Raw genomic sequence first — 25,260 nt, forward strand, 5'->3', positions numbered from 1 at the left:
CATGCGTTAAGAGGCATGTAATCGATTCACTCATGGAGACTGGCCAATGTCCAAGATCAAGGTAGCGAACCCCATCGTCGAGATGGACGGGGATGAAATGACCCGTATCATCTGGGACTTTATCAAGAAGAAGCTCATCCTTCCCTACCTCGACATTGACCTGCTCTACTATGATCTCGGGATCGAAGAGCGTGATCGCACGGATGATCAGATCACCATCGACGCGGCTGAGAAAACCAAGGAAGTGGGCGTCGCTGTCAAATGTGCGACGATCACCCCGGATGAGGGCCGTGTCGAGGAATTCGGCCTCAAGAAGATGTGGCGCTCCCCCAACGGGACGATCCGTAACATCCTCGGCGGCGTCGTGTTCCGCAAGCCGATCATCTGCAACAACGTGCCTCGCCTCGTTCCCGGCTGGACCAAGCCCATCGTCGTGGGCCGTCACGCTTTCGGGGATCAGTACCGCGCGACCGACATGAAATTCCCCGGGCCCGGCACCCTCTCGATGAAGTTCGTCGGCGAAGACGGCACGGTGATGGAAGAGGAAGTGTTCAAGGCACCTTCCTCCGGCGTGTTCATGTCCATGTACAACCTCGACGATTCGATCATCGATTTTGCACGGGCATCGCTGAACTACGGCCTCGACCTCGGCTGGCCGGTCTATCTTTCGACCAAGAATACGATCCTGAAGCAATACGATGGCCGCTTCATGGAACTGTTCCAGAAGGTGTTCGACGAAGAATTCGCGGACAAATTCAAGGAAGCCGGTATCACGTATGAGCACCGCCTGATCGACGACATGGTCGCCTGCGCGATGAAGTGGAACGGCGGCTTCGTCTGGGCATGCAAGAACTACGACGGCGACGTCCAGTCCGATACCATTGCGCAAGGCTTCGGCTCTCTTGGCCTGATGACCTCGCAGTTGATGACGCCCGATGGCAAGACCGTCGAAGCCGAAGCGGCCCACGGAACGGTCACGCGTCACTATCGCCAGCATCAGCGCGGCGAAGAGACCTCGACCAACTCCATCGCGTCGATCTTTGCCTGGACCGGCGGCCTCAAGCACCGTGCCAAGCTCGACGACAATGCGGAGCTTGGCCATTTCGCCGAGACGCTGGAACGCGTCGTGGTGGACACGGTCGAAAGCGGCTTCATGACCAAGGACCTCGCCTTGCTCGTCGGCCCAGATCAGAAGTGGCTCACCACCATGGGCTTCCTTGAGAAGGTTGACGAAAACCTGAACAAGGCCCTCGGCGCGGCCTAAGCTCTCCAGTATCTCGAATGATCGCAAACCCGGCCCCTGTGGCCGGGTTTTTCGTTTCCAGTTCGCGCGATCTTAACGGCTGCTCTTTACCGCTTTTGAAAAATGCCGGGGGAGCCAGATGCCAACAATCGCCGTCTACGATTGGAGCGTAGTTAGCCACGACGGAGCGATGACCACCTCCGAACTTGTCAACGACACCGACGCCAATGACCCTGGTGCGGCCAACTACGACGCCGGGCGATCCAGTTGGGTCGGCGTAAACTATACCTATGACGGCAATCCTCCGACCCAGATGATCATTTCCGACGACGACGCCTTTTTTCAGGACGGAACGGGCGACACAGCAGGCGACCAGTTCCTGCTCGAAGACGTCGTCGTGAACGGCAAGCTCTATCCCGCAGGCACAGTCGTGCAGAATGAGTTTGGCCTGCACCAAAACATCAACGGCAACATGGTCAACGTCTATGTTCTACGGTTGGGGAACGACAACGTAGGGCTCATCCCGGCGGCAGGTCTTCCCACGCCGCATTCCGGTGCCCGGTTCTCGCCCACCTCCAGCAGTGACAGCGATCTGGCAAACAGCAGTACCGGCTCCACGAATGAGACCTCATACGACGACGTGATCTGTTTCGAGGCGAAGGCAATGATCGCAACGCCAAACGGCGGGGTGGAGGCCCAAGACTTGCGACCGGGCGATATGATAGACACGTTGGATCGCGGCGCGCAGCCGCTGTTATGGACGGGCCACCAGAAGATCACCTTCTCCTCATCTGACGACAAACGGCGCCCAATCCGCATAGACGTGGATGCTTTCGGTCCCGGCCTGCCCGCGCGCGCGCTTCTTCTTTCTCCGCAACATCGGATATTGTTGACCGGCAGACCGGGAGAACCCGATGAGCTCGGTCCTGCGTTAGGGTTTCTTGACCTGCCGGGGGTGAGCCGTGTGCGGGGACGCGCATCCGTCACCTATGTGCATTTGCTTCTGCCCAGGCATGAGATCATCCGCGCGGAAGGCCTCGCCAGCGAGAGCTTCTTTCCCGGCCCGACCGCCATGAGAATGCTGCCTCCGTCTCAGAGGTCGGCTGTTCGCGCACAGTGGCACGAACTCCCCCCCACGGGTGCGGATCACACCCACGCCGTCCGGCCGCTTCTTACCCGGCGACAAACCCGGGATCGTCTCATGCGCTACGCAGTTGATGCCTAATTCGCGTTCACACCGCCGCCAGCGCACGGTTTCATATTGACCTTCCTGCCGGGTCCGGGCTCCCTCGGCGCATGCAGTTGCTGACCCATGCCCCATCCGATCGTCATACGCTGTGGGAAGATGTCCATGGCATCGTGATCGGTGCCGCCCTCGTGGCGCTGTCTATCCAGTTTCTCCGCTCCGCAGACCTTTTGACAGGTCAGATTGCAGGGCTCGCACTGGTGCTTAGTTATGGAGGCAACTGGCCATTCGGGGTGGTGTTCTTTCTGCTCAACCTGCCGTTCTATGCCCTCGCCTATACCCAGCTCGGCCCGCGCTTCACGTTCAAAAGCTTTCTGGCGGTCACGCTCATGTCGGCATTGGCAGAAACCATGCCGCTCGTGATAACCATCGACGTGAAACACCCGGCAGCGGCGGCCATTCTTTTCGGGATTTGCTCAGGGATCGGCGTTCTGTCCCTCTTCAGGCACGGCGCAACCCTCGGAGGCGTGGGGATCGTGGCGCTCTGGCTACAGGATCGGTCAGGCTACAAGGCGGGAAACACGCAGCTGATCTTTGATCTTTGCGTTTACCTGCTCGCTCTGCTGCTGTTTCCGATCGACATCGTCCTGTGGTCGCTGCTCGGGTCGGTCATCCTGAACCTGATTATAACGATCAACCACCGACGGGATCGCTACGTCGCGCGTTCCTGATCAAGGCTGCAGCTCGGCATCCCAGTAGAGGAAGTCGATCCAGCTATCATGCAGATGGTTGGGCGGAAATTTGCGACCGGTGTTCTGAAGTTCTTCCGGCGCAGGTCGGCGCGGTGGTTTTCGCAGGCTCATCCCCGCCCGCCGGAGGGATTTGGATCCTTTGCGCAGGTTACAGGGCGCACAGGCCGCGACCACGTTTTCCCAATTCGTCGTTCCTCCAGCGGCCCGGGGAACCACGTGGTCAAAGGTCAACTCTCCCTTTGATCCGCAATACTGACAGCGGAACTCGTCCCTCAGAAAAAGATTGAAGCGCGTAAAGGCTACGCGCTTCTGGGGTTTCACATAATCTTTTAGGACGACAACCGACGGTATTCGAATGTGGGTACTGGGGCTTCGCACCACATGGTCATACTGAGCGACAATATCGACGCGATCCAACCAAACGGCCTTGATCGCTTCCTGCCATGGCCAAAGCGACAATGGATAGTATGACAGGGGACGATAGTCGGCATTAAGGACAAGCGCCGGATAATGCCGCAGGCCCGAAGGCTCTCGTACAAATTCCGTCCTGAACTCGCCGTGGTTCACGATTCTGTCCTCCGCCGCATATATGGAGCAGCCCGCCCGGACGGGCGTGAAGCCCTTTCGATGTCACTATATATCGGCTCCTCGCTCTGGCAAGTCCCGCATATAGTGCTTCGTCAGCGACGATATAGCGAGGCAATGTAACAGCGGAATAAAAGGGCAAACGCTGAGGCGGAGCGCGCTTTGACCACGCCCGCGAAGTGATAAGGCATCTTGGGAAGAGCGGGCCAAAAGCGGATTTCAGCCCCTCTGCACTCAGATTACGCGAAATTTACAGACCGCATTTGTCACGCATGAAGGCCAACGCCACGGAAAGCCCATCTGGGGCAATTCCATGCGCAGTGCCCTTCATCACATGGGCGAAAACCTCTTTCCATCCGGCTTGCTGCAAGGCTTCTGCCGCGTCTGGCAGTGATTGGGGCGGGACGACGTCGTCCTGATCACCATGCACAAGGAGGACAGGCGGGCGACTTACCACCTCGTCGACCAACAGCTCCGGCTTCAACAGTCGACCAGAGAATGCGACGATCCCCGCCACCGCATCTTCGCGGCGCGGCGCGACATGGAGGCTCATCATCGTGCCCTGACTGAAACCAAAGAGTACAACCTGCTCCGGCAACAGGTCCTCATCCACCATCAACCCGTCCAGAAAGGCATCGAGGTCCGCTGACGCGGCAATCAGTCCTCGTTCGGCCTCCTCCTCACTTGACCCGTCGATCCACGGGATTGGAAACCACTGACGGCCCATAGGATGGCCCGGCACTTCTTCGGGCGCGTCGGGGGCGATGAACATGGTATCGGGCAGGTGATCCGCCAACGGCTCCGCCAGCCCGATCAAATCAGCACCGTTAGCGCCGTATCCATGCAGAAAAACGACGGCGGAACGCATGGTTCCTGATTTCGGCTCAACCCGTTGTGCTTCCAACGCTCTTGTCATCTGATCCCTTCCCTGTCCTTGGCCACGTGGTAGTAGGCCCACAGGATCCTCGCGGCAACCGACCGCCACGGCGACCAGTCCGCCGCCATCTCGCGCAAAGCGCGCTCCTTGGGCCGTTCGGAAAGATCGAAAAGCAATCGCGCCGATTCCTGCAAGGCCAGATCCCCGGGCGCAAAGACATCCGCCCGGCCCAGCGAGAACATCGCGTAGATTTCCGCCGTCCAGACACCGATCCCCTTGATCGCGGTCAATTGTGCGACCACCTCCGCGGTGGGACAGGCGCGCAAGGCCTCATAGTCGAGCCCCGCCTCCGCAAGCGCCTTGGCGTATTTGATCTTCTGGCGGGACAGGCCCGCGGCGCGCAACTCTTCCTCGGTGGCGCCATGCACGCCCTCGGGCGTCGAGAGCCCCGCGGCTTCAAGACGCGACCAGATCGCCGACGCCGCAGCCACGCTGACTTGCTGACTGACGATTGCGCTCAGGAGTTGGTCGAACCCATCGGCGCGCAGCCGAAGCGGCAAAGCGCCGGTCTGTTCCAGAGCAACCGCAAAGCGAGGCTCCGCCCTTGAAAGCCATAACGCCCCTTCCTCAACGCAGGCGTCGCTGGAAATAATGCGTCCTACCTGCGTCAACTCATCGCCCACTCAAGTGCCTCCGCGACCGTTTGCACCTTCGGTTCAGGCAGAGTTGGCCGACGCACCATGACGACCGGAAGCCCAAGCTCCCTCGCTGCTGCTAGCTTGGGGAACGCCCCCTCGCCGCCAGCGTTGCGGCAAACCAACCAGTCGATTTCAGCGCGGCGCAAAAACGATTCTTCGCTTGCCACGGTGAACGGCCCCTTTGCCGGGACATAACGTATGTGCCGCGCCGCGCCTGTCTTTCCACCATGCTGACCCAGAACCCGAAAAAGGACCTCTCGCCCTTCGAGGTTGGCAAACTGCGCCTCCGTACCCCGACCAGTCGCGACAAAGACCCTTGCACCGGGCGAAATATGCTCCGCCGCTTGGGACTCCGTTGCCACATCTATCCAGCGATCCTGCGGCGCCGCCACCCAAGGCGCCCGCGTCAATCGCAAGTAGGCGCAACCTGCCTCCACACTGAGTTCCGCAGCGCGGTGTGAGAACTTTCCGGCGAAAGGATGCGACGCATCGAGCACCCGCCGAATGCTGTGCTCCTCAAGGAACCTGACGAAATCCGAAGCCGAGTCAAACGCGCCGACATGCAATGGGAGGGGGTAGGTTTCGCCCGTTCTGGGCGGCCGTCGCTGTGCCATCAGGGCCGCTACGCCCGCCTCTGCCAGCCCGGCAGCAACGGACCGAGCCTCTCCGCTTCCGGCCAGTATCAGGACGTCATATCTCTCCATTTGATGCACCCTAGAGAAACGCATTGGCGAACCCAAGCCCCGCACGGCTTGCGCCTTTCCAGCGACAGGAATAATCCTCTCGCCATGAGTCAATCAACCACCGCCCGCGCCAAACGCAATGTAACGATCCTAGTCGCCGCGCAGGCGGTACTGGGTGCCCAGATGCCGATGATCTTCACCATTGGTGGCCTTGCGGGGCAGTCACTTGCACCCAACCCCTGCTTCGCGACGCTTCCCATTTCCCTCATCGTGCTTGGCTCCATGCTTTCGGCCACCCCCATTTCTGCCATCATGCAGCGTTTCGGGCGGCGCACCGGATTTTTGATCGGGGCGCTGGCCGGCGCGATAGGTGGTATGATCGGGGCCGCAGGGCTTTACTATGCGTCATTTCCGATCTTCCTTTTGGGCAGCCTTCTGACGGGAATATACATGTCCGCTCAGGGCTTTTATCGCTTTGCCGCGGCCGACACCGCGTCAGAGAGCTTTCGCCCCAAGGCCATCTCCTATGTCCTTGCAGGCGGGCTCATTTCTGCGATCATCGGGCCACAACTCGTCAAGGTCACAGCCGGCGCGATGGTGATCCCCTTTCTCGGAACCTACCTTGCCGTGATCGCGATCAACGTGATTGGCTCCCTCCTGTTCCTCGGGCTTGATATCCCTACCCCGCCCCGTCCACACGCCGACGCGCCCCAAGGCCGAACCCGGATGGAACTGCTCGCCACGCCGCGCATTGCTGTCGCGGTGATCTGCGGAATGGTGTCCTACGCCTTGATGAACCTCGTCATGACGTCAACACCTCTCGCCGTCGTTGGATGTGGGTATGGTACCGAAGCAGCCGCCGATGTGGTGACTGCGCACGTCCTGGCCATGTTCGCGCCCTCCTTCGTCACGGGGCACCTGATCCTGCGCTTTGGGGTGGAACGTATCCTGGGAATTGGCCTTCTGATACTTGCCGGTGCGGGGGCCGTGGCCTTTGCAGGTGTCGACCTGATGAATTTCTTCGGCGCGCTCATTCTTTTGGGGATCGGCTGGAACTTCGGCTTTATCGGTGCCACCACCATGCTCGCCTCAGCCCACAGCGCGGAGGAACGTGGCCGAATGCAGGGGCTGAACGACCTCATCGTGTTCGGTGGCGTCACGGTCGCATCGCTGGCATCCGGGGGGCTGATGAACTGTTCCGGGGGCAGCCCAGTCGAGGGGTGGATGGCGGTAAATCTCGCCATGGCGCCCCTCCTTGTACTGGCTGGCGGCGCGTTGATCTGGTTGATGTTCCGGCCGGTGCGCGCCTAAGCCCCGTCCGCCTCCAGAGCCGCAAGCGCGGCGCCACGTGCGCCGCTTTCGGCTCCTCCTTCTGCCAATCGCAGGAGGGGCAGATCGAAACCGGGAAGACTACGCCGCGATTTTTCGACGTCGGCCAGTAGCTCCGGTGCCCGGCTCACCCCGCCGCCGATGACAAAGACCTCGGGATCAACGGACACTTGCACGCTCCAGAGCACCTCCGCGAGCAAGGCGCAGAAAACCCCCCAGACCGGCCCGCGCTCTGCGGAAATCATCTCAGCAGCCCGGGCGCCCCCGGTCATCGCGCGATCCAAGCGCGACAGCCCCGCCCCGCTGACATAGGTTTCGATGCAACCCCGCCGCCCGCATGAGCAGTCGAGAACCGGCAAACCATATTTGCCGACGATATCTGCCGGAAGCGCTGCGTGTCCGACCTCCCCCCCAAGACCGGTGCTACGCGCTAGCGGGTGCCCCCCCACAACGTGAGCCGCGCCAAGCCCGGTTCCGATCACCAACCCGGTAATCGAGGTGGCCCCCCGCCCTGCGCCACACCGCGCTTCGCTCAAGGCAAAGGCCTGCGCGTCGTTCAACCACGTGACCGGACGGCCAAGGGCGCAGGTTAGATCACGCTTGATCGGCTTGCCAGTGGCGCAGAGGTTTGCGGTAAGCGTCACCTCCGTCGCCGGGTGGAGTTGACCCGCCGCGCTCACGCCCAAAGGCAGATCACCCGCCAAACTACCAAGATAGGCCAGCGCATCAACAAGCCCTCGGTAGTCTTTCGGTGTTGCGATGGTCTCGCCCCCCACAAGGGCAAGGTCGCGACCGAAGTGACGCAATGCGATTTTCGTCCCCCCCAGGTCGATGCCCGAGGCAATATGATGGAGCGCGCTCATCGTCCGATCACCAGATCCACACGGAGCCCCCCGAGCCGTTCGCTCTTTGAAAGACGAAGGGCGCCCCCGTGGGCACGGGCAATATCCGTGGCGATGGCCAATCCAAGGCCGACCCCCGCGCCGCGGTTCTGGTTGCGACCCGGCTCTAGCCGGGAGAAGGGCTTGATGGCCTCGGCCCGCTGCGCTTCGGGGATCCCCGGTCCGTCGTCTTCAACAGAAATGCGCAATGCTTTTGCTGTCAGAGCAACGGAAATCTCCGCCTTGGTGCCATAGCGTACGGCATTGCCGATGAGGTTTTCCACCGCACGGCGAATAGCCCCGACACGCAGCCGCACTTCGCCCGTTCCCTCCGACGAAACGATCGAAACGGACCGGCCCGAACGCCGTGCATCGTCCACGATCATCGCGACCAAAGCGACAGGATCGACCGGCTCCGGCGGGCTTTCAGCTTCCCCGCGCGCAAAATCAAGAAACGCATCCAGCATTTCCCGCATTTCGTCGACATCACGTTCCAAGGGTTCCCTGTCCACGTCATCAAGCAGCGATAGCCCAAGTTTCAGCCGTGTCAGCGGGGTGCGAAGATCGTGGCTGACCCCAGAAAGCATCAACGTGCGCTGTTCGATCTGCCGTTCGATCCGCGCCCGCATATCGAGGAAGGCATTGCCCGCAGCGCGCACTTCAAGCGCACCCGTCGGGCGGTAGGGCACATGCCGCCCCTTGCCGAACGCCTCTGCTGCGATCCCGAGCCGACGAATGGGCCGCAACTGGTTACGCAAAAACACGAAGGAAACAACCGTCAGGATCGTGCCCAGCACAATCATGATGACCAGAAGTTGGTGTGGATTGGAGGCCGACAAGCGATCGCGGCGAAAACGCAACTCCGCCAGCCCAGCATCCGTCTCCAACCAGAGCGTCACGCGCCTGTCATTAGGCAGCGACACCGCGCGGACGCCCGGCAATCCACCGCGTAATTCCGCGAAAACGCGCCGCCCCGTGAGGTCGTACCAGGTTCGATAATCCTGTTCAGGCGCAGATTGCGCGACAACAAAATGCCCCTCCATCTCGAATGCCCGAGAGAGACGGGCAAGAGCAATGTCTGGCGAGACGCTGTTTTCCACCTCGTCCCGAAGGTATTCGAGTTCCAACACCACCGCGGCGGTCAACTGTTCCGTCACCGTCGCGAAATGCCGCTGGATGAACGCCACCGAAACAGCCAATTGCAGCGTCACAATCGGCAGGAGCAGGATGAGCGCGGCCCGGCCATAAAGGCTGCGGGGCATATAGCGTTTGAGCCACTGAAAAAACATGGGTAACGCTATGCACATAGCGAGGCGAAGGGAAAGCAGGGAAGAATGACCGACGCGGCAAATTTCGATCCCAAGCCCGGTCAGGTTGTCACGCTCCGGGAGGACCTTCGCCTCATCCTCGCACCCAACCCCTCCCCAATGACCTTTCGCGGGACCAATACCTATCTGCTCGGCTCTACCGAGCTTGCGGTGATCGATCCCGGGCCGGACGACCCCCGCCACCTCGACGCGATCCTGCGGTCGCTTCAACCGGGCCAGAAAATATCGCACATTTTCGTAACACATGCCCATCGCGACCATTCCGCCCTCGCCCGCCCCCTCGCCACCAAAACCGGAGCCCCCATTTTGGCGTTTGGTCCCGCGCATGCGGGGCGCACTCCCCTTATGAAAGACCTCGCCAAAAACACTGAACTTGGCGGGGGCGAAGGCACCGATCCCACGTTTCAACCAGATCAAACCCTGCGCGACGGAGAGGTCATGCAGGGCGAGAATTGGCGTATTGAAGCTCTGTGGACTCCCGGCCATCTTTCCAATCACATGAGTTTTTCGGATGGCGAGGCGCTCTACTGTGGGGATCATGTCATGGGCTGGTCGAGTTCCATCGTGTCTCCCCCCGATGGTGATCTCGGCGCGTTCCTGGCGTCCTGTGCTCGCCTTCGCGCACGCCCCGAACCTGTTTTCCTCCCCGGACACGGTCCTGCGCTTACGTCCCCCCAAGCGCGGCTTGACTGGTTGCTCAACCATAGAAAATCGCGGGAACGTTCCATTCTGGACGCTCTCCGCAAGACACCGGAATCCACGCCCCACGCCCTCGCAGCCGAGATCTACACCGAGACGCCGCGCCAACTCCTACCGGCAGCAGCGCGCAACGTTCTGGCCCACCTCATCCACCTGACTGAGCGCGGCCTCACCTCTCCAAAAGGCAATCACGGGCCAACGGAAACCTATCAATTGACGGGTCGCGAAGAATTCTGAAATTCATGCAAAAACGCTCTGGACGCCCCCCCAAACGCTTGTTATATCGCCCGCTGTGTTCCGGCGTAGCTCAGCGGTAGAGCAGTTGACTGTTAATCAATTGGTCGTAGGTTCGATCCCTACCGCCGGAGCCAAAATATAAGGAAATCCAAAAATATCATAGACTTGTCCGGGGTCGGTGCGACTCCATACAAGTTTAAGCGTCCTCTGTGCCCATACCTGTGCCCGTGGCGATGGCCCGGGCCTGTGCCCGGAGACGACCGACATGCCGAAGATTCCCTACCTCGAGAGGCGTGGCCACATGTTCTGGTGGCGGCGCCGCAAGCCGGTGTTCATCCTTCCGCAACCTTCCCGTGGCAATGACAAATCCGGCGTCGTGGCTGCCGGCGGCAAGTCCGACGGGTCCGGGCATTTCGCGATCACTCTGCGCACCGCTTGCCCCCGGGAGGCCGGCCGCCGCGCCGCCCGTCTGAACCTCCTGTTCGAGGAGACCCGCCGCAGAATCGAGACCGCCATGTCGAGCGACGACCGACCGAACGATCCAAGATATCTCGACCGCGCGATGGCGGACATGGCGGCGACCTTGCGCGCCCAGGCGGAAATGATGGCCCGGCAAATGGCCATGCCGGCACCACCTGTCGGCGCCGCTGTTCCGCCGACATCGAGCCCCGGCCCCGTTCGAAATGGCGCACCCGCTCCGGCGCCAGCGCTCGAACGAGCCGCGCCGGGCAAAAGCGCTCTCGACGATCCGGAATTCGAGCGCGCGGTGCTCGAGATGGCGGGCCAGGAAGGCTGGTGGCACGACGATCCCGACGAGATCGTCGCCCAGTTCGACATGATGCTCACCGGACTCTTCACCCTTCAGGAAGAATACCTGCGTTACTGCGTGCGTAAGGGTCTGGACCCGGCTTCGGCCCTGCCGTCCCTCGCACCACTGGACGACGCTCTGTCTGCCGCGACGCAGGTGCTTCGCGGAGGCGACACCGGCGATGAGAGCGCCGCCCGGTCGAAGAAAGCCGACCACGAGAGGGTGCCCCGCGCCGCGAAGCGCAAAGGGGGTCGCAAGTTCTCCGTGCACGCTCAGCGATTCCTCGACCTCCGCTCCGAGGGCTTCGATCTGAAGCGGCGACACGAGGTTCCGGACACGAAGGCTGGCCAGCGCTTCACCAAGACCAGCCGGGCGAATTTCGAAGGAACGGTGCGGCTGTTCCTTCAGGCTCATGGCGATGTGTTCGTCGAGGACATCGACGAGGCCACGCTGAACGATTTCTTTTCGCTCCTCGACAGGATACCGGCCAGCCACGGAAAATCGTCGAAAGACCGGAGGTCCGTCCGCGAGGTCATCGAGGAGACCGATCGTGCCGAACGAAGCGAAATCGCGCGCCGTCAATCTGAAATGCGGCGCGACGGCCTCAGTTCGGGCGAAATCGAGGAAGCGCTGGACGCGCTACGGGTTCGGCGTCTGAGAACGAATACCTGCAAGCGACACATGGACACGATGGACAAGATCCTTGCGTTTGCACAGTTCGAAGGGTTGCGGGATGACAACCCCGTAAAGCACGTCAAATGGACCCAGAAGGAGATCTCGCGACGGCTCGCCAACGAAGAGGACGCCGATCGTTTGCCCTGGGGCGATCGGCTGCCGACGCTCCTCGGCTCGCCGATCTACACCAGCGAGCTTTCCGAACCCGGAGATCCGCTCTTCTGGGCGCCGCTGCTCGGTCTGTTCGCCGGCTTCCGCATGGAGGAGGCCCTGCAACTCGGCACCGAAGACTTCGATACGATCGAAGGCGTGCCGGTTATCAGGGTCCTGATCACCGGCGCACAACAGAGCCGGAAGTCGAGGGCGGCGAAGCGCGGCATTCCGATTCATGACGGACTACTGGAGCTTGGGCTGCTCAAGCTCGTGCAGTTCCGGCGGGATTGCGGCCACGGCAGGCTTTTCACCTTCCTCGAGCGCGGCCAGGCCAAGGGCAAGTTCAGCGAGATCTTCTCAAAGCGGTTCACGCATTACCGCAAGAGATGCGGGATTTATGACCGTGCGCGCGATTTTCACTCCCTGAGAAAAGACTTCCAGACGAAGCTCACGCGGGCGGAAGTCCCGTATCACTCGCGAAAATTGCTGATGGGCCACGAACTCAGCGACGTGACGCACAAGCATTATTACCCGGAAGGCGACACGATCGAAATGATGCGGGACTATATCAACCGGATCGATGTCGACTGCTCGCGAATATTGCGCCCGTTCGACCAGGTCGACGAAACGAATGTGCACACCCTATCGGCCCAAGCCTTTCGCGCTTGATCAATAGTGACCGTGAAGGCTTCCAAACCGCCGCCTCCGGGTCGTGACCGGGGCGATCAACCTGAGTTGTCTGGAAACGATGTGATACAGCGAACTGGCATGACGCCTTCATGGCCCCTGTTGCTTAACCTGAGCCTCAAGGTTCCACCGAAATCTTCTTCCGCGTTCAAGGAAAGATACACACATCTTCCCTACGACCTTCGCTCAACACAGGACACGATCATGAAACGCTCCCCGATCCAGCATATTCTGGACGACGTCACCCCGATGAAGCAGGATGTCTACGGCTTTCCGCGCTATCACATCCCCCATATTCATTTTCCCGTTGGTCCTGGTTCTCGAGAAGCGAACGATATTGGGCTCTACAAGTATCGCGGATACAAGCTGGGACAGGGCTTTGTGTTACCAACCCGTTCCTTGGAAGCAGATGTGATCAAAGTGCTGCGCGCGCTTGGCGTCAAAACTCCAGATTAGGGATAGGCGCTTTAGGATCAAATACGTCCGGGTCACGGACCAAGCTTCCATTCATCGCTCGCATGCGTGATCCCGACGGATTCATTCAGGCAAACCGAAGATTTTCCTGGTGACTAAGAGCTCTCCCGTCCCTCGATGCTGCGTGATGGTGGGAGGCGAGATCCTTCGCAGCCCTGTCCGAACTATACGATTCGCGCGTCGTCGTCTCCGGATCGTCGATCGGCGGATTGATTGGTGTTGAGAGACCAGAAAACTTCTGCGTAGGGTGCGCAGGAAGATACCAGAAATTGGATGATTACATGACGTTGCAGAGAGTTTCGCATGACTGCGCTTGACGACCTGCTCCAGTCATACCGCAACGCGGCCGCAACAGAGCGAGAAAAGGGAACCTACCTTGAGCGCCTCGCCTGCGCTTACCTGACCACCGACCCCGTGCAGGCAGAAGAATACTCCAGGGTCTGGTCATGGTCGGATTGGGCCGCCAAGCACGGCTGGAGCGGCAGGGACGTGGGCATAGATCTTGTCGCGAAGCTGCGGAATGAAGATGGTTTCGCCGCAATCCAGTGCAAGTTCTACGGCGCGCAACACCGCATCCAGAAGGGCGACATCGATAGCTTCATCTCGGCGTCGGGCAAAGAGCCTTTTGTTCGGCGCGTCGTCGTCGACACTACGGAGGTCCCTTGGGGCGACAACGCCGAGGCGATGATCGCGGGTCAGAGCATCCCAGTGGTGCGCCTGTCGCTTACGCACCTACGCGAAAGTCCCATTGACTGGACGATCTTCGGCATCCGCGGGGAAGCTGTCCTTTCGGACAAGAAGACGATCAGGCCTCACCAGATTGAGGCGTTAGAAGCAGTGCGCACTGGCTTGGCCGAGGCCGATCGCGGCAAGCTCATCATGGCCTGCGGAACCGGCAAGACCTTCACCTCTCTCAAAATTGCGGAGGATCTTGCCGGCAAAGGCGGCCGGGTTCTCTTCATGGTGCCTTCGTTAGCGCTGATGTCCCAGACGGTCCGGGAATGGACCAACGACACGGAAACGCCGCTTCGCTCCTTTGCTGTGTGCTCGGATGCACAGGTTGGCAAGCGCCGCGTCTCGAATGACGACGCGGCCGAGATCGAGGCGCATGATCTCGCATTCCCAGCCACAACCAATCCGGAACGGCTCGTTCACAGGGCCGCGCAGCATGACCCGGAACGGATGACGGTTGTCTTCTCGACCTACCAGTCAATCGGAGTCCTGGAAGCCGCCCAGAAGGCAGGACTTCCAGCCTTCGACCTGATCGTCTGCGACGAGGCACACCGCACGACCGGTGCGACCCTGGCGGGCGAGGACGAGTCGAATTTCGTCCGCATCCATGATGATGCCTGTGTCGAGGGGCGCAAGCGCCTCTACATGACCGCGACGCCACGGATCTTCGGCGACGCCGTGAAGACGCGGGCCGACGAAGAATCGGCCGTTCTGGCCTCGATGGACGATGAGGACCTCTACGGCAGGACGCTGCTCCATAAGGGCTTTGGCTGGGCGGTTCAGAAAGGCTTGCTGACGGATTACAAGGTGATCGTCCTGGCCATGGACGAGGGCATCGTGAGCGCCGGCGTTCAGAAGCGCCTGGCGGACCAGAATTCGGAGCTCGACCTCGACGATGCCACTAAGATTATCGGTTGCTACAAGGCGTTGACCAAGCAGGACCTGCAACAGGACATCTCGTTCGATCCGCAGCCTATGAAGCGGGGGTTGGCGTTCTGCAAGAGCATCGCCGCCTCCAAGCTTATCCGGGACGAGTTCGCCAATGTCGTCGCCGAATACACTGGCGACGACGCGATGATCGAGGCTGATGCGCCCTCATCGCCGGACCGCCTCGACATCGAGATCGAGCATGTCGATGGCACCTTCAACGCCAAGTCCCGCAACCAACTGCTCGACTGGCTCAAAGCCGATGCAGAGGGCAATACCGCGCGCATCCTCACCAATGCCCGCTGCCTTTCCGAGGGCGTCGACGTGCCGTCCCTCGACGCAATCATGTTCCTTCACCCGCGGAAATCTCTGATCGACGTGGTCCAGTCCGTCGGGCGCGTAATGCGCCGCGCTGAAGGCAAGAAGATGGGATACGTCATCCTCCCGGTCGGCGTCCCGGCGGGCGTGGAGCCCGAGGTCGCTCTGAAAGACAACGAGCGCTACCGAGTCGTCTGGCAGATCCTGAACGCTCTGCGCGCCCATGACGAACGCTTCGACGGAACCATCAACCAAGCCTCGCTGGGCCAGAATGTCTCCGACCGGATCGAGATCGTCGGAGTCACCAGAGAATCCGAGGAGATCAAGTCCATCACCCACGAGGTGACCGAACTACCTACACGCAAGGCGCAGCCGCAAGCCAACTTGGGCCAAGGAGGCGAGACCGGCGACATCGTCATCCAAGGCCCCTCGGCCGAGCAATACGATCTCTTCATCGACGAATTCTCCAAGGCCATCATGGCCAAGATCGTCAAGAAGTGCGGCACCCGAGACTATTGGGAGGACTGGGCCACCAACATCGCCGAGATCGCGCAGCGCCACATCTCGCGCATCACTGGCATTTTGGCCGAACCCGAAACCAAGGCCCGCAAGGCCTTCGACGATTTCCTTGCTGAGCTCCGCGACGACCTGAACGACAGCATCACTGAACAGGACGCGATCGAGATGCTGGCGCAGCACCTTATCACGCGCCCCGTCTTCAAGGCGCTCTTCGCCGGGCACCAGTTCACCGACCAGAACCCCGTCTCACGCGCCATGCAGCAGGTGCTGGACGTGCTGGACGAGAACCGCATCGACAAGGAATCCAAGGACCTTGAGAAGTTCTACGACAGCGTCCGCAACCGCGCCCATGGGATCACCGATCCCCAGGCCAAGCAGCGCCTGATCGTCGAGCTTTACGACAAGTTCTTCCGCAACGCCTTCCCCCGCACGACCGAAAAGCTGGGCATCGTCTATACCCCGGTCGAGATCGTCGATTTCATCCTGCACTCGGTCAACGAGATGTTGCAGGAGCACTTCGGCCAGTCACTTGGCTCCAGGGGCGTCCACATCATGGACCCCTTCACCGGCACGGGCACCTTCATCACGCGGCTGCTGCAATCCGGCCTGATCGCGCCCGAGGAGCTGGAGCACAAGTATCGTCACGAGATCCACGCCAACGAGATCGTCCTGTTGGCCTACTACATCGCCGCGATCAACATCGAGGCGGTCTACCAGGGCGAGGCAAAGAAGAACGAGTATCTGCCCTTCGAGGGGATTTGCCTCACCGACACCTTCCAGATGTATGAGGGCGACGACGAGCTGGCGCTCTACATGCCCGACAACTCCGAACGCCGGACCCGGCAGAAGGAGCTGGATATCCGGGTGATCGTGGGGAATCCACCGTATTCGGCAGGGCAAGCAAGCGCCAACGATGACAACGCGAATGTCGCCTACCCCGGTTTGGACACTCGAATTGCGGAAACCTATGCAGCGAAATCATCTGCAACGCTGAAAAACTCGCTCTATGATAGCTACATTCGGGCGATTCGATGGGCCACCGATAGAATTGGAGACGCAGGTGTCGTGGCTTTCGTCACAAACGCTGGCTGGGTTGAGGGCAATGCGGCGGACGGAGTTCGAGCATGCCTGAAGGACGATTTCACTGATCTCTACGTATTTCACCTTCGTGGAAACCAGCGCACCAGTGGTGAACTATCTCGAAAAGAGGGCGGCAAGATATTCGGATCTGGTAGCCGCGCACCCATCGCCATCAGCGTCTTCGTCAAAGATCCTAAGGCAGCTGAGCATGGCCGAATCTTCTTCCATGACATCGGAGACTACCTTGATCAGAAGCAGAAGCTGCGAAAAATTCGTGACTTTGGGTCCATTACCGGATTGACCAATCAAGAGCTTTGGACGCAGATTTTACCCGATAGCCAGAATGATTGGCTGAATCAGAGAGATGAGAGCTTTGATGCTTTCATTCCGATAGGAGACCGGAGGAGTCTCAGCGCCGTTTTCTCGGACTTTTCGCGTGGTTTTCTCTCAAATAGAGATGCGTGGTGTTACAACCCTTCAACGCAATCCCTTGTGAGAAATATCCGGTCTATAATTCAAGAATACACTCGTCATCTGAAACAGATTGGGCCAGATGGCGGAGATTTGAAGCTTAATAATGATCCAAAGAAAATTTCTTGGTCTGCGGATTTGCGCAGGCGGCTCTCAAATGGGCAATCGATAGATTTCCGCGAGCAAGATGTCTCGACGGCAATCTACCGTCCTTTCAGCAAACAGGCAGTCTACACAGATCGGAGGCTTATCGAACGCCCCGGCAAACTCCTTGCAATGTTTCCCGAGGTGATCAGTTCTAACCGAGTAATTACGATCAAAGGAAATTGGCGTAAAGATGGTCAATTTGCGCTGATGGTTGACTCGGTCTTTACCGACCAAACAGACGGAGGCGCCCAGTGCTTCCCCCTCTACCTCTACGACCAGCAGGACGAGGAGTCCGGTGGCCTTTTCGAAGGCCAGTCCTCCGGCCTCCAGCGCCGTGACGCGATCACCGATGCCGGTCTTGCACATTTTCGGGCGGCCTATTCTGGCGAGGCGATCACCAAGGAGGACCTCTTCTACTACGTCTACGGCCTGCTGCATTCGCTTGACTACCGCGACCGCTATGCCGACAACCTGACCAAGGAACTGCCCCGCATCCCGGCGGTGAAGACCTACGCCGACTTCCGCGCCTTCTCCAATGCCGGCCGGCGCCTTGGCGATCTGCATGTGAACTACGAGACGGTGGAGCCATACCCTGTCACCTACAAGCAGGGCACCCCCACGCTGTGGAAGATCGACGACCCCAAGACCTTTTACCGTGTCACTAAGATGAAGTTCGGCGGCAAGGCCCGCGACAAGGACAAGACCACGGTGATCTACAACGCCAACATCACCATGACGGACATCCCGCTGGAGGCCTACGACTACGTCGTCAACGGCAAGCCCGCGCTGGAATGGGTGATGGAGCGCCAGGTTGTGAAAACCGACAAGGCCAGCGGCATCGTCAACGACGCCAACGACTACGCCAACGAAACCATAGGCGACCCGGCCTATCCGCTGGACCTGTTCCGGCGCGTGATTACCGTGAGCTTGGAGACGATGAAGATCGTCCGCGCCCTGCCGAAGCTGGACTTGCCGGCGTAAAGAGCGAGGTTCTCTTAATCGGTTCGCGCTGCTCCAGTTGGCGTAACGGCATCGCATAGCCTCGCGTATCGCCTCATTATTGCGACAGGCGCTCGAGCGACCGGTGCTATTCCACCGAACGTCAACCCGGACAGCCAAGGAACCTGCTCCGCAAGCCAACTGCACTATCGGACTTCTATGGTCGCGTGAGGCTGGCTGCCACACCCAAGAAAAACCCGCGGACCGCTATTGAGATTATTCATAGCGGCGTGCGGGTTCTTTGCTCGTATCTGCTGGGATCGGGAGAAAGACAGCCCATCACGACAACATCCAGGTGATAACCCTGCACGCATATTAGTCGCATGTTCGATTGTTCCGGGCGATTTGTCAGTGCGAGGCGGAGATCCACTTGAGCGTGGGAGGCCGGGCACAGTCGTCTTCTTGCGCATTCCGGGTGTCGCGCACGAAGACGATGCCCCGGCCCTCGGGGAGAGATCGGGAGGCGCGGCGATGATATCGCAAGGAGGTCGAGATGCTCGACAGCGCACCCATAAACCCCACCATGACCGCAGCCTGGCGGAACGAGGTTAGCTACGGCGACATCGTCTCGTTTCGTTTCCCCTTGGCCGAAGAGGACCATCGCGGACGACCCAAGGCGCGACCCTGCCTGATCCTCGACACCGAGGAACGCGGCGGCCAGCGCTACGCGTTGCTGGCCTACGGCACCACGTCGCGGCGCCGATCCAACATCGGCTACGAAGTGCATGTCAGGCGGCGCGCCGACTGCATCGACGCCGGCCTCGACAAGCCAACGCGTTTCGTCGGCGCGCGGCGAGTGTGGGTCCCGCTGACGCATGATGGTTTCGTCGTCTGCGGCGCTACCGGTTCCGCTGTGCTTGGCCGCATCGACGGAAATCCGTTCGAGGCAATGAACGCGGTGCGCGGCCGCATTCACGCGCAGCGCGACATCGCCGAGGATCGCCGTCAGGAGTGCCGGCAGAACTCTCCGGCAACTTCGGCGAGACGACCCACGCGCCCGTCGTTCCTGGGACGGAAGGAGGTGCGGGCATGACCTATCCAATGACCCGAACTCCTTTTCAGGAGCAAGTTGATCTTGTTCGGGCTCTCATCGGGCTCTCGCGCGGTCTGGACCGACACATAGAGACCTCGGTGTTTCCGCATGTCGGAGAGCGCGAGCGGGACATCATCAGCGATCTGGTGGATCACCTGCGGGATGAAACGGTCGCCCACCCGGACTTTTGCGTTTACCTCGACACGGCGATTGTCGAGATCCGGAGGGCAATAAGCTCAGGAACGCACGAAGCGCGCGTGCCCATCCCGAAAGAGCGGCTTCTTTGCGGGACCGAAGCTTACGATGTTGAACGTAAGCTTACGCCGGAGGCCGACGCGCTTCGAGCTGCGCTACCACGGATCGAGGAGGTCTATCGTGCCGCCGTCGTGGTGCAGGATTTCGCCGAGGCTGTGCGTATCAGCCTCGATTTGCTCGACAAGGAATGATCAAACGGCGCGTCTCGCACGCGCCGTTCTTGAGGCTCACGAGCCCTGCTTCCGGATCGGATCACCCGGAGGCCGGCGCGCCGACATTCATCCTTCTGCTGCGGCCGTCGGCGCGCCCCCTTCCTCAAGACGCTGCAATGCAGCTTCCATTGAAGTATTCCATGTCTCGTCATCCTTTCTTGAATAGCGCCTCCAAATGCCGGATTATTTTTTCAAGGTCGCTCTCGCCGGAATGCACATGCGCGGATGCTTCTCCCGGAACCGCACGGACAGTAGTCATCCTTCGAGAAGCACGCTATCTGCCTTTTGACCACCTTGTGTGCGCACTTGCGGTTGACGCGTCTCACCGTGTTCAGCAGATTGCCATACTCCAATGTTACCTTTTCAGCCTCCCTTATCAGCATAGTCCCAAAGGCATACGCCTTTGAGAATAAAATAAAGAAATCTCGATCGTCCTTGGAGATTTTAGATGGGTCTTCGTGATATTTCGTCTTATAAGCAAGCTGGCCGCCCTGCGTTTTTATAATTTGTTTCTCCGACGTGGTCGCCAAGATATCGCCGATGTTTGGATGAACGAACTCGCAGCAAAAATTATAGAACGGCCTTATCCCTTTATACCTTTCTTTCTTCTGGAGTTTGTCGATCTGGTTAAGAATATTTCTGGCCGAAAGATCCACTCGAGTCTCGGCAGAATCGTGAAAATAATCGGTCTTTGAGGGCATTTTCGAAAAATCAATGAGCTGAAGCTTCGACCAATCAAATCTGGTTCCAATCAACGTAGAAACAGCTTCTCGCACTTCAATTAGATCATCGAAAGTTTTAATCTTTTCTGGCCTTACAGTGCGTGACATTGCTTCAAGAGCCGCCTCCAAGACCGCAAGCCTCTCAATCAAGGAGCGGAAACAGTTCAGCTCTTCTTGAGGTGACAGCGTTCCATGAGAAAGACGCTCAATACTCAAGGAAAGAGCCAAAACTTTTGGAGTGATTGCCATGCACGTGTAGCAATAGTTTTTACCGTTCTCCCGCGCAATCCGCCTAACTTGTTCGGAGGTTAGACGTGCATCGTGAGCTTTCTCAATCGGAATACCAAAAATACTATTTGCTAACCCCTTGTCCATTTGCCATATAAATGTCTGACGATGCGCGTCTACTTGCCGCCTAACAGCAGGAAGAACTTTCAAACATTCCGACTGAAGAACAGCGCGGGCCTCCATAAAACCTATCTCTACTTCATCACTCACGTCACATTCTCCGGGTCAAACCTTCTGGCACCTGAAGGCATGCTCAATGGACGCTGCGCACCTTGAGACACTTCCGTCAATTCGTTCATATCGAGTGAGAGCAGGATGTCCAGGAATTGGGCTCCGCCCGCGCTTACAGCTATTCGCGGCGAAGCGAATGGCCACTCTTTGCCCATTTTTGAGTCAGCCCTCTAAGCGTAGAAGAACACTGCGCGCCGCGCTCTACATTGTATCGCCCCAGAAAGTCAAAAGGAAGTTCCATCCACGGTGTATTTCACTCTGACGTCCTCCAAGCATTAGCGCGACATTCCGGCCCGATTACGCAGGCGCCATTGATCTCCGCACATCCGACCACGTTCTCTGAGCGCCAGTGTCCGATGCGGTCGTCGCCTTCCGGCTCGAAGATCTGCTCCGGCTCGACGGCCCAATCGGGTGCTGGCCAGTCCCTCGCGGCGCGAATTTCAATGAGTTGGTGGTGAGAGAAGCCACATGCCAGCGCAGAGAATACGGCTTTTGGGAGATCTTCGGGACCGAGCTCACCTTTCTGAATCTGTGACACCGTGACAATGGCCATTTGAGGGCGGGCACGTTTGCCAACGCGCCGGGTCCCGAGCGCAAGGCGCAGGGCAAGCCTTGGGTTAGCTGACGCCCGGCAGGGGGCGGAAATCCAGTGCATGCAGAGATCATCATCTCCGAGGTGCCGCATCACCAGCAAGGTCACCCGACCAGTCCCGCGGATGAGAAAGGATAGCTGGCCGCGCTGCAATTCCTTCTCGATCACGACCACTGTTCGTCTCCTTCGGAAATTGACCTGTATTCTTCGGGATGCAACATCTCATGCGTCACGGCCGACAGGCGATCGGCCGCTTCGGACAGTGCCTGGATCAACACCTCCAAATGAGGGCTGGCGGTCGGGATCTCGATCAGCTCATCGTAAGTCCGGTTGGCGATATCGGCGAGTCTGCGGAGATCTCCGCGCTCGAGCAAGGCCTTATCAATCATGAAGACATCTCCTCTCTATGCGCGATCGCTATTTCATGCATCAGCTGCTCGCAGGCTGTGGTAGCGGAGAAGCCCTCACCGTAGCCAGCTTTCGTTGCGCCTTTAGCTGCCAAAGCATGAACAAGGGGAGAGACGACGTCCCAGAAGGCGTCGGCGTGGGGCTCTTCGCCCAACATGGCCCATAGCCTCTCTCCGTGGGCGATGTGATCTTGCAAATCCAGACACCCGAAGGCCATCTTTGAAGCCTCACCAGAATTCCAGCCCTGCGGTCCATATATCGACGTCATCGGTGTGTCCTTTTTCGATTGCTGACCGGTATATGTTGTCGACCAGCCACCGGGACTCGTGCCGAATTCGTTAGAATTCTAGCTATCTCGAATGCGGCCAGCGAACCGGCGTAGAGCATCTGTAAAAAGCCTTCCGTTCATGGTGTCTCGATAGACGCGTTTCAAGACATCGCAAAAATCCAACGGCGGCGAAATTTCCCAAGAAACGCCAGATTGAGATAATTTGACTCAATACTTCGGTATTTGGCGCCTCGCCACGGCGACTCGCAGAATTCGGTCGGTCCGACTTGCTGCGAATGAAACACGATACGCATCTCAACCCCGCCCTCGCCGCCGATATCCCGGCAACTTCCGTTCCCCAGCTTCGCAACGAGTCAGGCCAATTCGCAGGCATTGCGCCCGTGCCCTGGTTGCACCCCGCACCGGTCACACCCTTCTCGACACCAGATCAGGTGACAGAAAAAATCGACCACGCAGTCACGGCCATCTTGTCCGGCGCAGTGACACATGATCCCGAAGGCGACGAGCCTGCACCCGTCGTCGCACTTGCCCCCAGCCCCGGGAGCGGAAAGACCACCCGGACGCAGAAGATCCTGGCCCAGCAGCCGCGCGATATCCTGGGGAAGGATGCTTTCTTCCTGATGCCGACATCGGACCTGTCCGGCGAGGCATGCGCAAGGGCGCGTCAAATGGCTATCTCCGGCAACGCGACGCCAGCTTTCCAGATGCTTGGAAGATCCGCTTTGAACCCGACGCAACCCGAAGAGCGCATGTGCCTTAAATGGAAGCTGGCGGAGCGGGTTTCCCGATCGGGCCTGCGCGTGCGAGAGACCCTATGCGAAGCGGTGGATACGGGCGACAATGAACCGGCACGCTGCCCCCACTTCGACACCTGTGCCTATCTCCAGCAGTTCCGCTGTCTGCCCGAGGAACCAGTGGACAGATACGCGGCCCACGCCTTCGCGCATCTTCCCGATCCGACGCAACGACCTGAGGGGCTGCGCGTCATTGACGAGAAGTTCTGGCCGTCGATGCTCAAAACGACCGTCGTGCCTGCGGCAGCTTTCGAGACGGAGCGGCGCTTTCCTGAGCCTGCGAACCCGGACGACGGGGAGATATCGTTGCAGTTTCAGCGGGTTCTTGAGGCGGCAGCAGCGGTATTGGGTGCCCTGAGATCCGAGCGTAGCCTGCTCGATCTTCCCTACACTTCGACTGACTATCGGAGGTTCGCACGCGAGGAATTGTCCGCCGCGGAGGACCCGCCCGCGATCACTCCCGATATGCCAGCGACCGCGCAGGAGCAGCGGGTGGAGCAAATGCTCGCGTCCCGGAGCAATGCGCATCGGTATGCGCGCATCTGGGAAGCGCTGGCACAAGCTCATGAGCAGTCTCGGCACAGGCCAGACCGGGTCGAACTTCGCCACAGCATCTATTGGGACTCCGATAAGGCGAGCAAAGTCGAGGTCGAGGAAATCGTCGTGCACGGGATCAAGGACATGATCAGCAATCCGCCGACCCTCGTGCTCGACGCGGATGCGAGCGAGACCATCCTCAGGGTCTTCTTTCCGGACATCGACGTTCATCACGCGACCCTCGAGCCGAATGCGGAAATCATTCAGGTCTCGAGTCATAGGATGAGCACAACCGCCCTGTTGAACTCGCCAAGCCTTCGCGATCGGTGCCGTCGAATGATCGAGGCGGAGGTCGAACGCGATCAGAAGGACCACGCCGCGGGCGTTCTCATCGGCTGCACGAAGAAGGTTGCGCGCCAGTTCTTTCTCGACGCCGGGCTGCTGAATGGTGACGAGAGCAGCGAAGAGGAAGTCCGGATCATGCTGGACACGCAACTTCTCGGAGCCAGCTGGCTCTGGTTCGGCGATCGGGCGCTTGGGTCGAACCGCTACGAAAGCTACTCGACCGTCATCGTGCTTGGCCGTAACGAGATTCCGCTGGACGCTCTCGAAGGACAGGGAAGAAGCCTGTTCGGCGATCGCGACGGAGAGGAGCCGCTTTGTTTCGTCGAACCGGACGAGCATGGTCGCCGGCTGATGCCCGAATTCATGGTGCCATACGAAATCAGATCAGCCGAACCAGTCGCAGTCCCTGTGCGCCTTCATCCCGATCCAAGAATCCGTGAGATCCAGCGTCAGCATCGGGAATGCGCAACGCGGCAATTGATCGAACGGCTCCGGCTGGGGCGCGCAAGCTACCGCAAGCGCGTGATCCTTGCGTGTAACATCCCGATCCCGAGTCTGCCGGTCGACCGCCTGGTCACCTTTGCCGAGATCGCCGGCGATGTGCCACGCCTTCAGCAAGCACTCGAAGAGACGGCTACGTGCCACCGCACGCTGATCTTGACCGGCAAACAAATGCCCGCCCATGCCGGCAAAACCTTCAAATCAGAGAAGGCCGCGCAGGACTGGCTGGGACGCACTCGGAAAAACCCGCGGACCGCTATGGATGTTCTTAATAATGGCGTGCGGGGTTTTTCTATCTTCGCCGCCCATATCAGACGCCAGCAGCCGCGAGCACAGTTGGAGGTCTGCATCGTCCTCGTCAGTGAGGGCGAGTGTCCGCGAGAGGTGATCGAAGCGGCTCACGGTCCGCTCCGTGAGTATCGGCCGGTCGATCTGACCGAGGAGCGGGTCTTCGGCAAGCCTCGCGCCTGAGAATCTCCGGCTCACTTGGGCAACACACCCGAGCCCACGACCTCGTGGCCTCCGGTCCATCAACCGTCCAACTGTCGTCGTCATTGATCGGCGA

21 protein-coding genes and 1 tRNA gene are annotated in these 25,260 nt (G+C 59.6%); 12 read left to right on the forward strand and 10 right to left on the reverse strand.

The window, feature by feature from the left end:
• Positions 1–46: 46 nt before the first annotated feature.
• From BM234_RS15850 to BM234_RS15860, 3 genes are all read left to right on the forward strand, one after another.
• Positions 47–1,264, forward strand: a complete 1,218-nt coding sequence (locus BM234_RS15850) for an NADP-dependent isocitrate dehydrogenase (RefSeq protein WP_092066772.1) — start codon at positions 47–49, stop codon at positions 1,262–1,264.
• A gap of 118 nt (positions 1,265–1,382) precedes the next feature.
• Positions 1,383–2,468, forward strand: coding sequence for a Hint domain-containing protein (locus BM234_RS15855; protein ID WP_092066773.1), 1,086 nt, complete (start codon positions 1,383–1,385; stop codon positions 2,466–2,468).
• Between the two features lie 71 nt (positions 2,469–2,539).
• Positions 2,540–3,160 carry a YitT family protein gene (locus tag BM234_RS15860; protein ID WP_092066774.1) on the forward strand — a complete coding sequence of 207 codons (621 nt, stop codon included), beginning with the start codon at positions 2,540–2,542 and terminating at the stop codon, positions 3,158–3,160.
• Here BM234_RS15860 and BM234_RS15865 read toward each other — a convergent pair whose 3' ends face one another.
• From BM234_RS15865 to BM234_RS15880, 4 genes are all read right to left on the reverse strand, one after another.
• Complete coding sequence (locus tag BM234_RS15865; RefSeq protein WP_092066775.1) at positions 3,161–3,748, reverse strand: HNH endonuclease; 588 nt, start codon at positions 3,746–3,748, stop codon at positions 3,161–3,163.
• A 268-nt stretch (positions 3,749–4,016) separates the two neighbouring features.
• Complete coding sequence (locus tag BM234_RS15870; protein WP_092066776.1) at positions 4,017–4,682, reverse strand: alpha/beta hydrolase; 666 nt, start codon at positions 4,680–4,682, stop codon at positions 4,017–4,019.
• Positions 4,679–5,326, reverse strand: a complete 648-nt coding sequence (locus BM234_RS15875) for a DNA-3-methyladenine glycosylase family protein (protein WP_245752704.1) — start codon at positions 5,324–5,326, stop codon at positions 4,679–4,681. The genes BM234_RS15870 and BM234_RS15875 overlap by 4 nt, the downstream gene beginning before the upstream one ends.
• Positions 5,311–6,045 carry a precorrin-6A/cobalt-precorrin-6A reductase gene (locus BM234_RS15880; RefSeq protein ID WP_175501297.1) on the reverse strand — a complete coding sequence of 245 codons (735 nt, stop codon included), beginning with the start codon at positions 6,043–6,045 and terminating at the stop codon, positions 5,311–5,313. The genes BM234_RS15875 and BM234_RS15880 overlap by 16 nt, the downstream gene beginning before the upstream one ends.
• A gap of 84 nt (positions 6,046–6,129) precedes the next feature.
• Between BM234_RS15880 and BM234_RS15885 the strand changes: the two genes are divergently transcribed.
• Positions 6,130–7,335, forward strand: coding sequence for an MFS transporter (locus BM234_RS15885; protein WP_092066778.1), 1,206 nt, complete (start codon positions 6,130–6,132; stop codon positions 7,333–7,335).
• Here BM234_RS15885 and BM234_RS15890 read toward each other — a convergent pair.
• Together BM234_RS15890 and BM234_RS15895 are read right to left on the reverse strand one after the other, a co-directional pair.
• A complete protein-coding gene (locus tag BM234_RS15890) occupies positions 7,332–8,216 on the reverse strand; it encodes an ROK family protein (protein WP_092066779.1) in 885 nt (294 codons plus the stop codon). The two genes, BM234_RS15885 and BM234_RS15890, sit on opposite strands and share 4 nt — an antisense overlap.
• Positions 8,213–9,523 carry an ATP-binding protein gene (locus tag BM234_RS15895; RefSeq protein ID WP_092066780.1) on the reverse strand — a complete coding sequence of 437 codons (1,311 nt, stop codon included), beginning with the start codon at positions 9,521–9,523 and terminating at the stop codon, positions 8,213–8,215. The genes BM234_RS15890 and BM234_RS15895 overlap by 4 nt, the downstream gene beginning before the upstream one ends.
• Before the next feature lie 45 nt (positions 9,524–9,568).
• Between BM234_RS15895 and BM234_RS15900 the strand changes: the two genes are divergently transcribed.
• From BM234_RS15900 to BM234_RS15930, 7 genes are all read left to right on the forward strand, one after another.
• Positions 9,569–10,498 (forward strand): MBL fold metallo-hydrolase, encoded by a 930-nt coding sequence (locus tag BM234_RS15900; protein ID WP_092066781.1) that lies wholly within the window; start codon positions 9,569–9,571, stop codon positions 10,496–10,498.
• Between the two features lie 59 nt (positions 10,499–10,557).
• Positions 10,558–10,632, forward strand: a tRNA-Asn gene (locus BM234_RS15905).
• Between the two features lie 131 nt (positions 10,633–10,763).
• Positions 10,764–12,803 (forward strand): tyrosine-type recombinase/integrase, encoded by a 2,040-nt coding sequence (locus BM234_RS15910; protein ID WP_092066782.1) that lies wholly within the window; start codon positions 10,764–10,766, stop codon positions 12,801–12,803.
• Positions 12,804–13,025: 222 nt separating this feature from the next.
• Positions 13,026–13,277, forward strand: a complete 252-nt coding sequence (locus BM234_RS15915) for a hypothetical protein (protein WP_139226816.1) — start codon at positions 13,026–13,028, stop codon at positions 13,275–13,277.
• A gap of 321 nt (positions 13,278–13,598) precedes the next feature.
• Positions 13,599–18,470, forward strand: a complete 4,872-nt coding sequence (locus BM234_RS15920) for a DEAD/DEAH box helicase (RefSeq protein ID WP_092066784.1) — start codon at positions 13,599–13,601, stop codon at positions 18,468–18,470.
• A gap of 511 nt (positions 18,471–18,981) precedes the next feature.
• Positions 18,982–19,521, forward strand: a complete 540-nt coding sequence (locus BM234_RS15925) for a hypothetical protein (RefSeq protein WP_092066785.1) — start codon at positions 18,982–18,984, stop codon at positions 19,519–19,521.
• Positions 19,518–19,967 carry a hypothetical protein gene (locus tag BM234_RS15930; RefSeq protein ID WP_092066786.1) on the forward strand — a complete coding sequence of 150 codons (450 nt, stop codon included), beginning with the start codon at positions 19,518–19,520 and terminating at the stop codon, positions 19,965–19,967. The genes BM234_RS15925 and BM234_RS15930 overlap by 4 nt, the downstream gene beginning before the upstream one ends.
• A gap of 212 nt (positions 19,968–20,179) precedes the next feature.
• Here BM234_RS15930 and BM234_RS15935 read toward each other — a convergent pair whose 3' ends face one another.
• From BM234_RS15935 to BM234_RS15950, 4 genes are all read right to left on the reverse strand, one after another.
• Positions 20,180–21,208 carry a hypothetical protein gene (locus BM234_RS15935; RefSeq protein WP_092066787.1) on the reverse strand — a complete coding sequence of 343 codons (1,029 nt, stop codon included), beginning with the start codon at positions 21,206–21,208 and terminating at the stop codon, positions 20,180–20,182.
• Positions 21,209–21,482: 274 nt separating this feature from the next.
• Positions 21,483–21,995 carry a hypothetical protein gene (locus tag BM234_RS15940; protein ID WP_092066788.1) on the reverse strand — a complete coding sequence of 171 codons (513 nt, stop codon included), beginning with the start codon at positions 21,993–21,995 and terminating at the stop codon, positions 21,483–21,485.
• Positions 21,986–22,210, reverse strand: a complete 225-nt coding sequence (locus BM234_RS15945) for a hypothetical protein (RefSeq protein ID WP_092066789.1) — start codon at positions 22,208–22,210, stop codon at positions 21,986–21,988. The genes BM234_RS15940 and BM234_RS15945 overlap by 10 nt, the downstream gene beginning before the upstream one ends.
• Positions 22,207–22,497, reverse strand: coding sequence for a hypothetical protein (locus BM234_RS15950; protein ID WP_092066790.1), 291 nt, complete (start codon positions 22,495–22,497; stop codon positions 22,207–22,209). Before BM234_RS15950 ends, BM234_RS15945 begins: the two co-directional genes overlap by 4 nt.
• A 296-nt stretch (positions 22,498–22,793) precedes the next feature.
• Between BM234_RS15950 and BM234_RS15955 the strand changes: the two genes are divergently transcribed.
• Positions 22,794–25,166, forward strand: coding sequence for a hypothetical protein (locus BM234_RS15955; protein ID WP_092066791.1), 2,373 nt, complete (start codon positions 22,794–22,796; stop codon positions 25,164–25,166).
• Positions 25,167–25,260: the final 94 nt, after the last annotated feature.

Origin of the sequence: Poseidonocella pacifica, from assembly GCF_900111875.1 — a bacterium.
Taxonomy (GTDB): Bacteria; Pseudomonadota; Alphaproteobacteria; order Rhodobacterales; family Rhodobacteraceae; genus Poseidonocella; species Poseidonocella pacifica.

Coding starts and splice junctions, on each gene's coding strand:
- BM234_RS15895 (WP_092066780.1), bottom strand. CDS start 9,523: ATGTTTTTTCAGTGGCTCAAACGCTATATGCCCCGCAGCCTTTATGGC.
- BM234_RS15890 (WP_092066779.1), bottom strand. CDS start 8,216: ATGAGCGCGCTCCATCATATTGCCTCGGGCATCGACCTGGGGGGGACG.
- BM234_RS15945 (WP_092066789.1), bottom strand. CDS start 22,210: ATGATTGATAAGGCCTTGCTCGAGCGCGGAGATCTCCGCAGACTCGCC.
- BM234_RS15915 (WP_139226816.1), top strand. CDS start 13,026: ATGAAACGCTCCCCGATCCAGCATATTCTGGACGACGTCACCCCGATG.
- BM234_RS15855 (WP_092066773.1), top strand. CDS start 1,383: ATGCCAACAATCGCCGTCTACGATTGGAGCGTAGTTAGCCACGACGGA.
- BM234_RS15930 (WP_092066786.1), top strand. CDS start 19,518: ATGACCTATCCAATGACCCGAACTCCTTTTCAGGAGCAAGTTGATCTT.
- BM234_RS15900 (WP_092066781.1), top strand. CDS start 9,569: ATGACCGACGCGGCAAATTTCGATCCCAAGCCCGGTCAGGTTGTCACG.
- BM234_RS15870 (WP_092066776.1), bottom strand. CDS start 4,682: ATGACAAGAGCGTTGGAAGCACAACGGGTTGAGCCGAAATCAGGAACC.
- BM234_RS15880 (WP_175501297.1), bottom strand. CDS start 6,045: ATGGAGAGATATGACGTCCTGATACTGGCCGGAAGCGGAGAGGCTCGG.
- BM234_RS15925 (WP_092066785.1), top strand. CDS start 18,982: ATGCTCGACAGCGCACCCATAAACCCCACCATGACCGCAGCCTGGCGG.
- BM234_RS15850 (WP_092066772.1), top strand. CDS start 47: ATGTCCAAGATCAAGGTAGCGAACCCCATCGTCGAGATGGACGGGGAT.
- BM234_RS15955 (WP_092066791.1), top strand. CDS start 22,794: ATGAAACACGATACGCATCTCAACCCCGCCCTCGCCGCCGATATCCCG.
- BM234_RS15950 (WP_092066790.1), bottom strand. CDS start 22,497: ATGACGTCGATATATGGACCGCAGGGCTGGAATTCTGGTGAGGCTTCA.
- BM234_RS15860 (WP_092066774.1), top strand. CDS start 2,540: ATGCAGTTGCTGACCCATGCCCCATCCGATCGTCATACGCTGTGGGAA.
- BM234_RS15885 (WP_092066778.1), top strand. CDS start 6,130: ATGAGTCAATCAACCACCGCCCGCGCCAAACGCAATGTAACGATCCTA.
- BM234_RS15910 (WP_092066782.1), top strand. CDS start 10,764: ATGCCGAAGATTCCCTACCTCGAGAGGCGTGGCCACATGTTCTGGTGG.
- BM234_RS15920 (WP_092066784.1), top strand. CDS start 13,599: ATGACTGCGCTTGACGACCTGCTCCAGTCATACCGCAACGCGGCCGCA.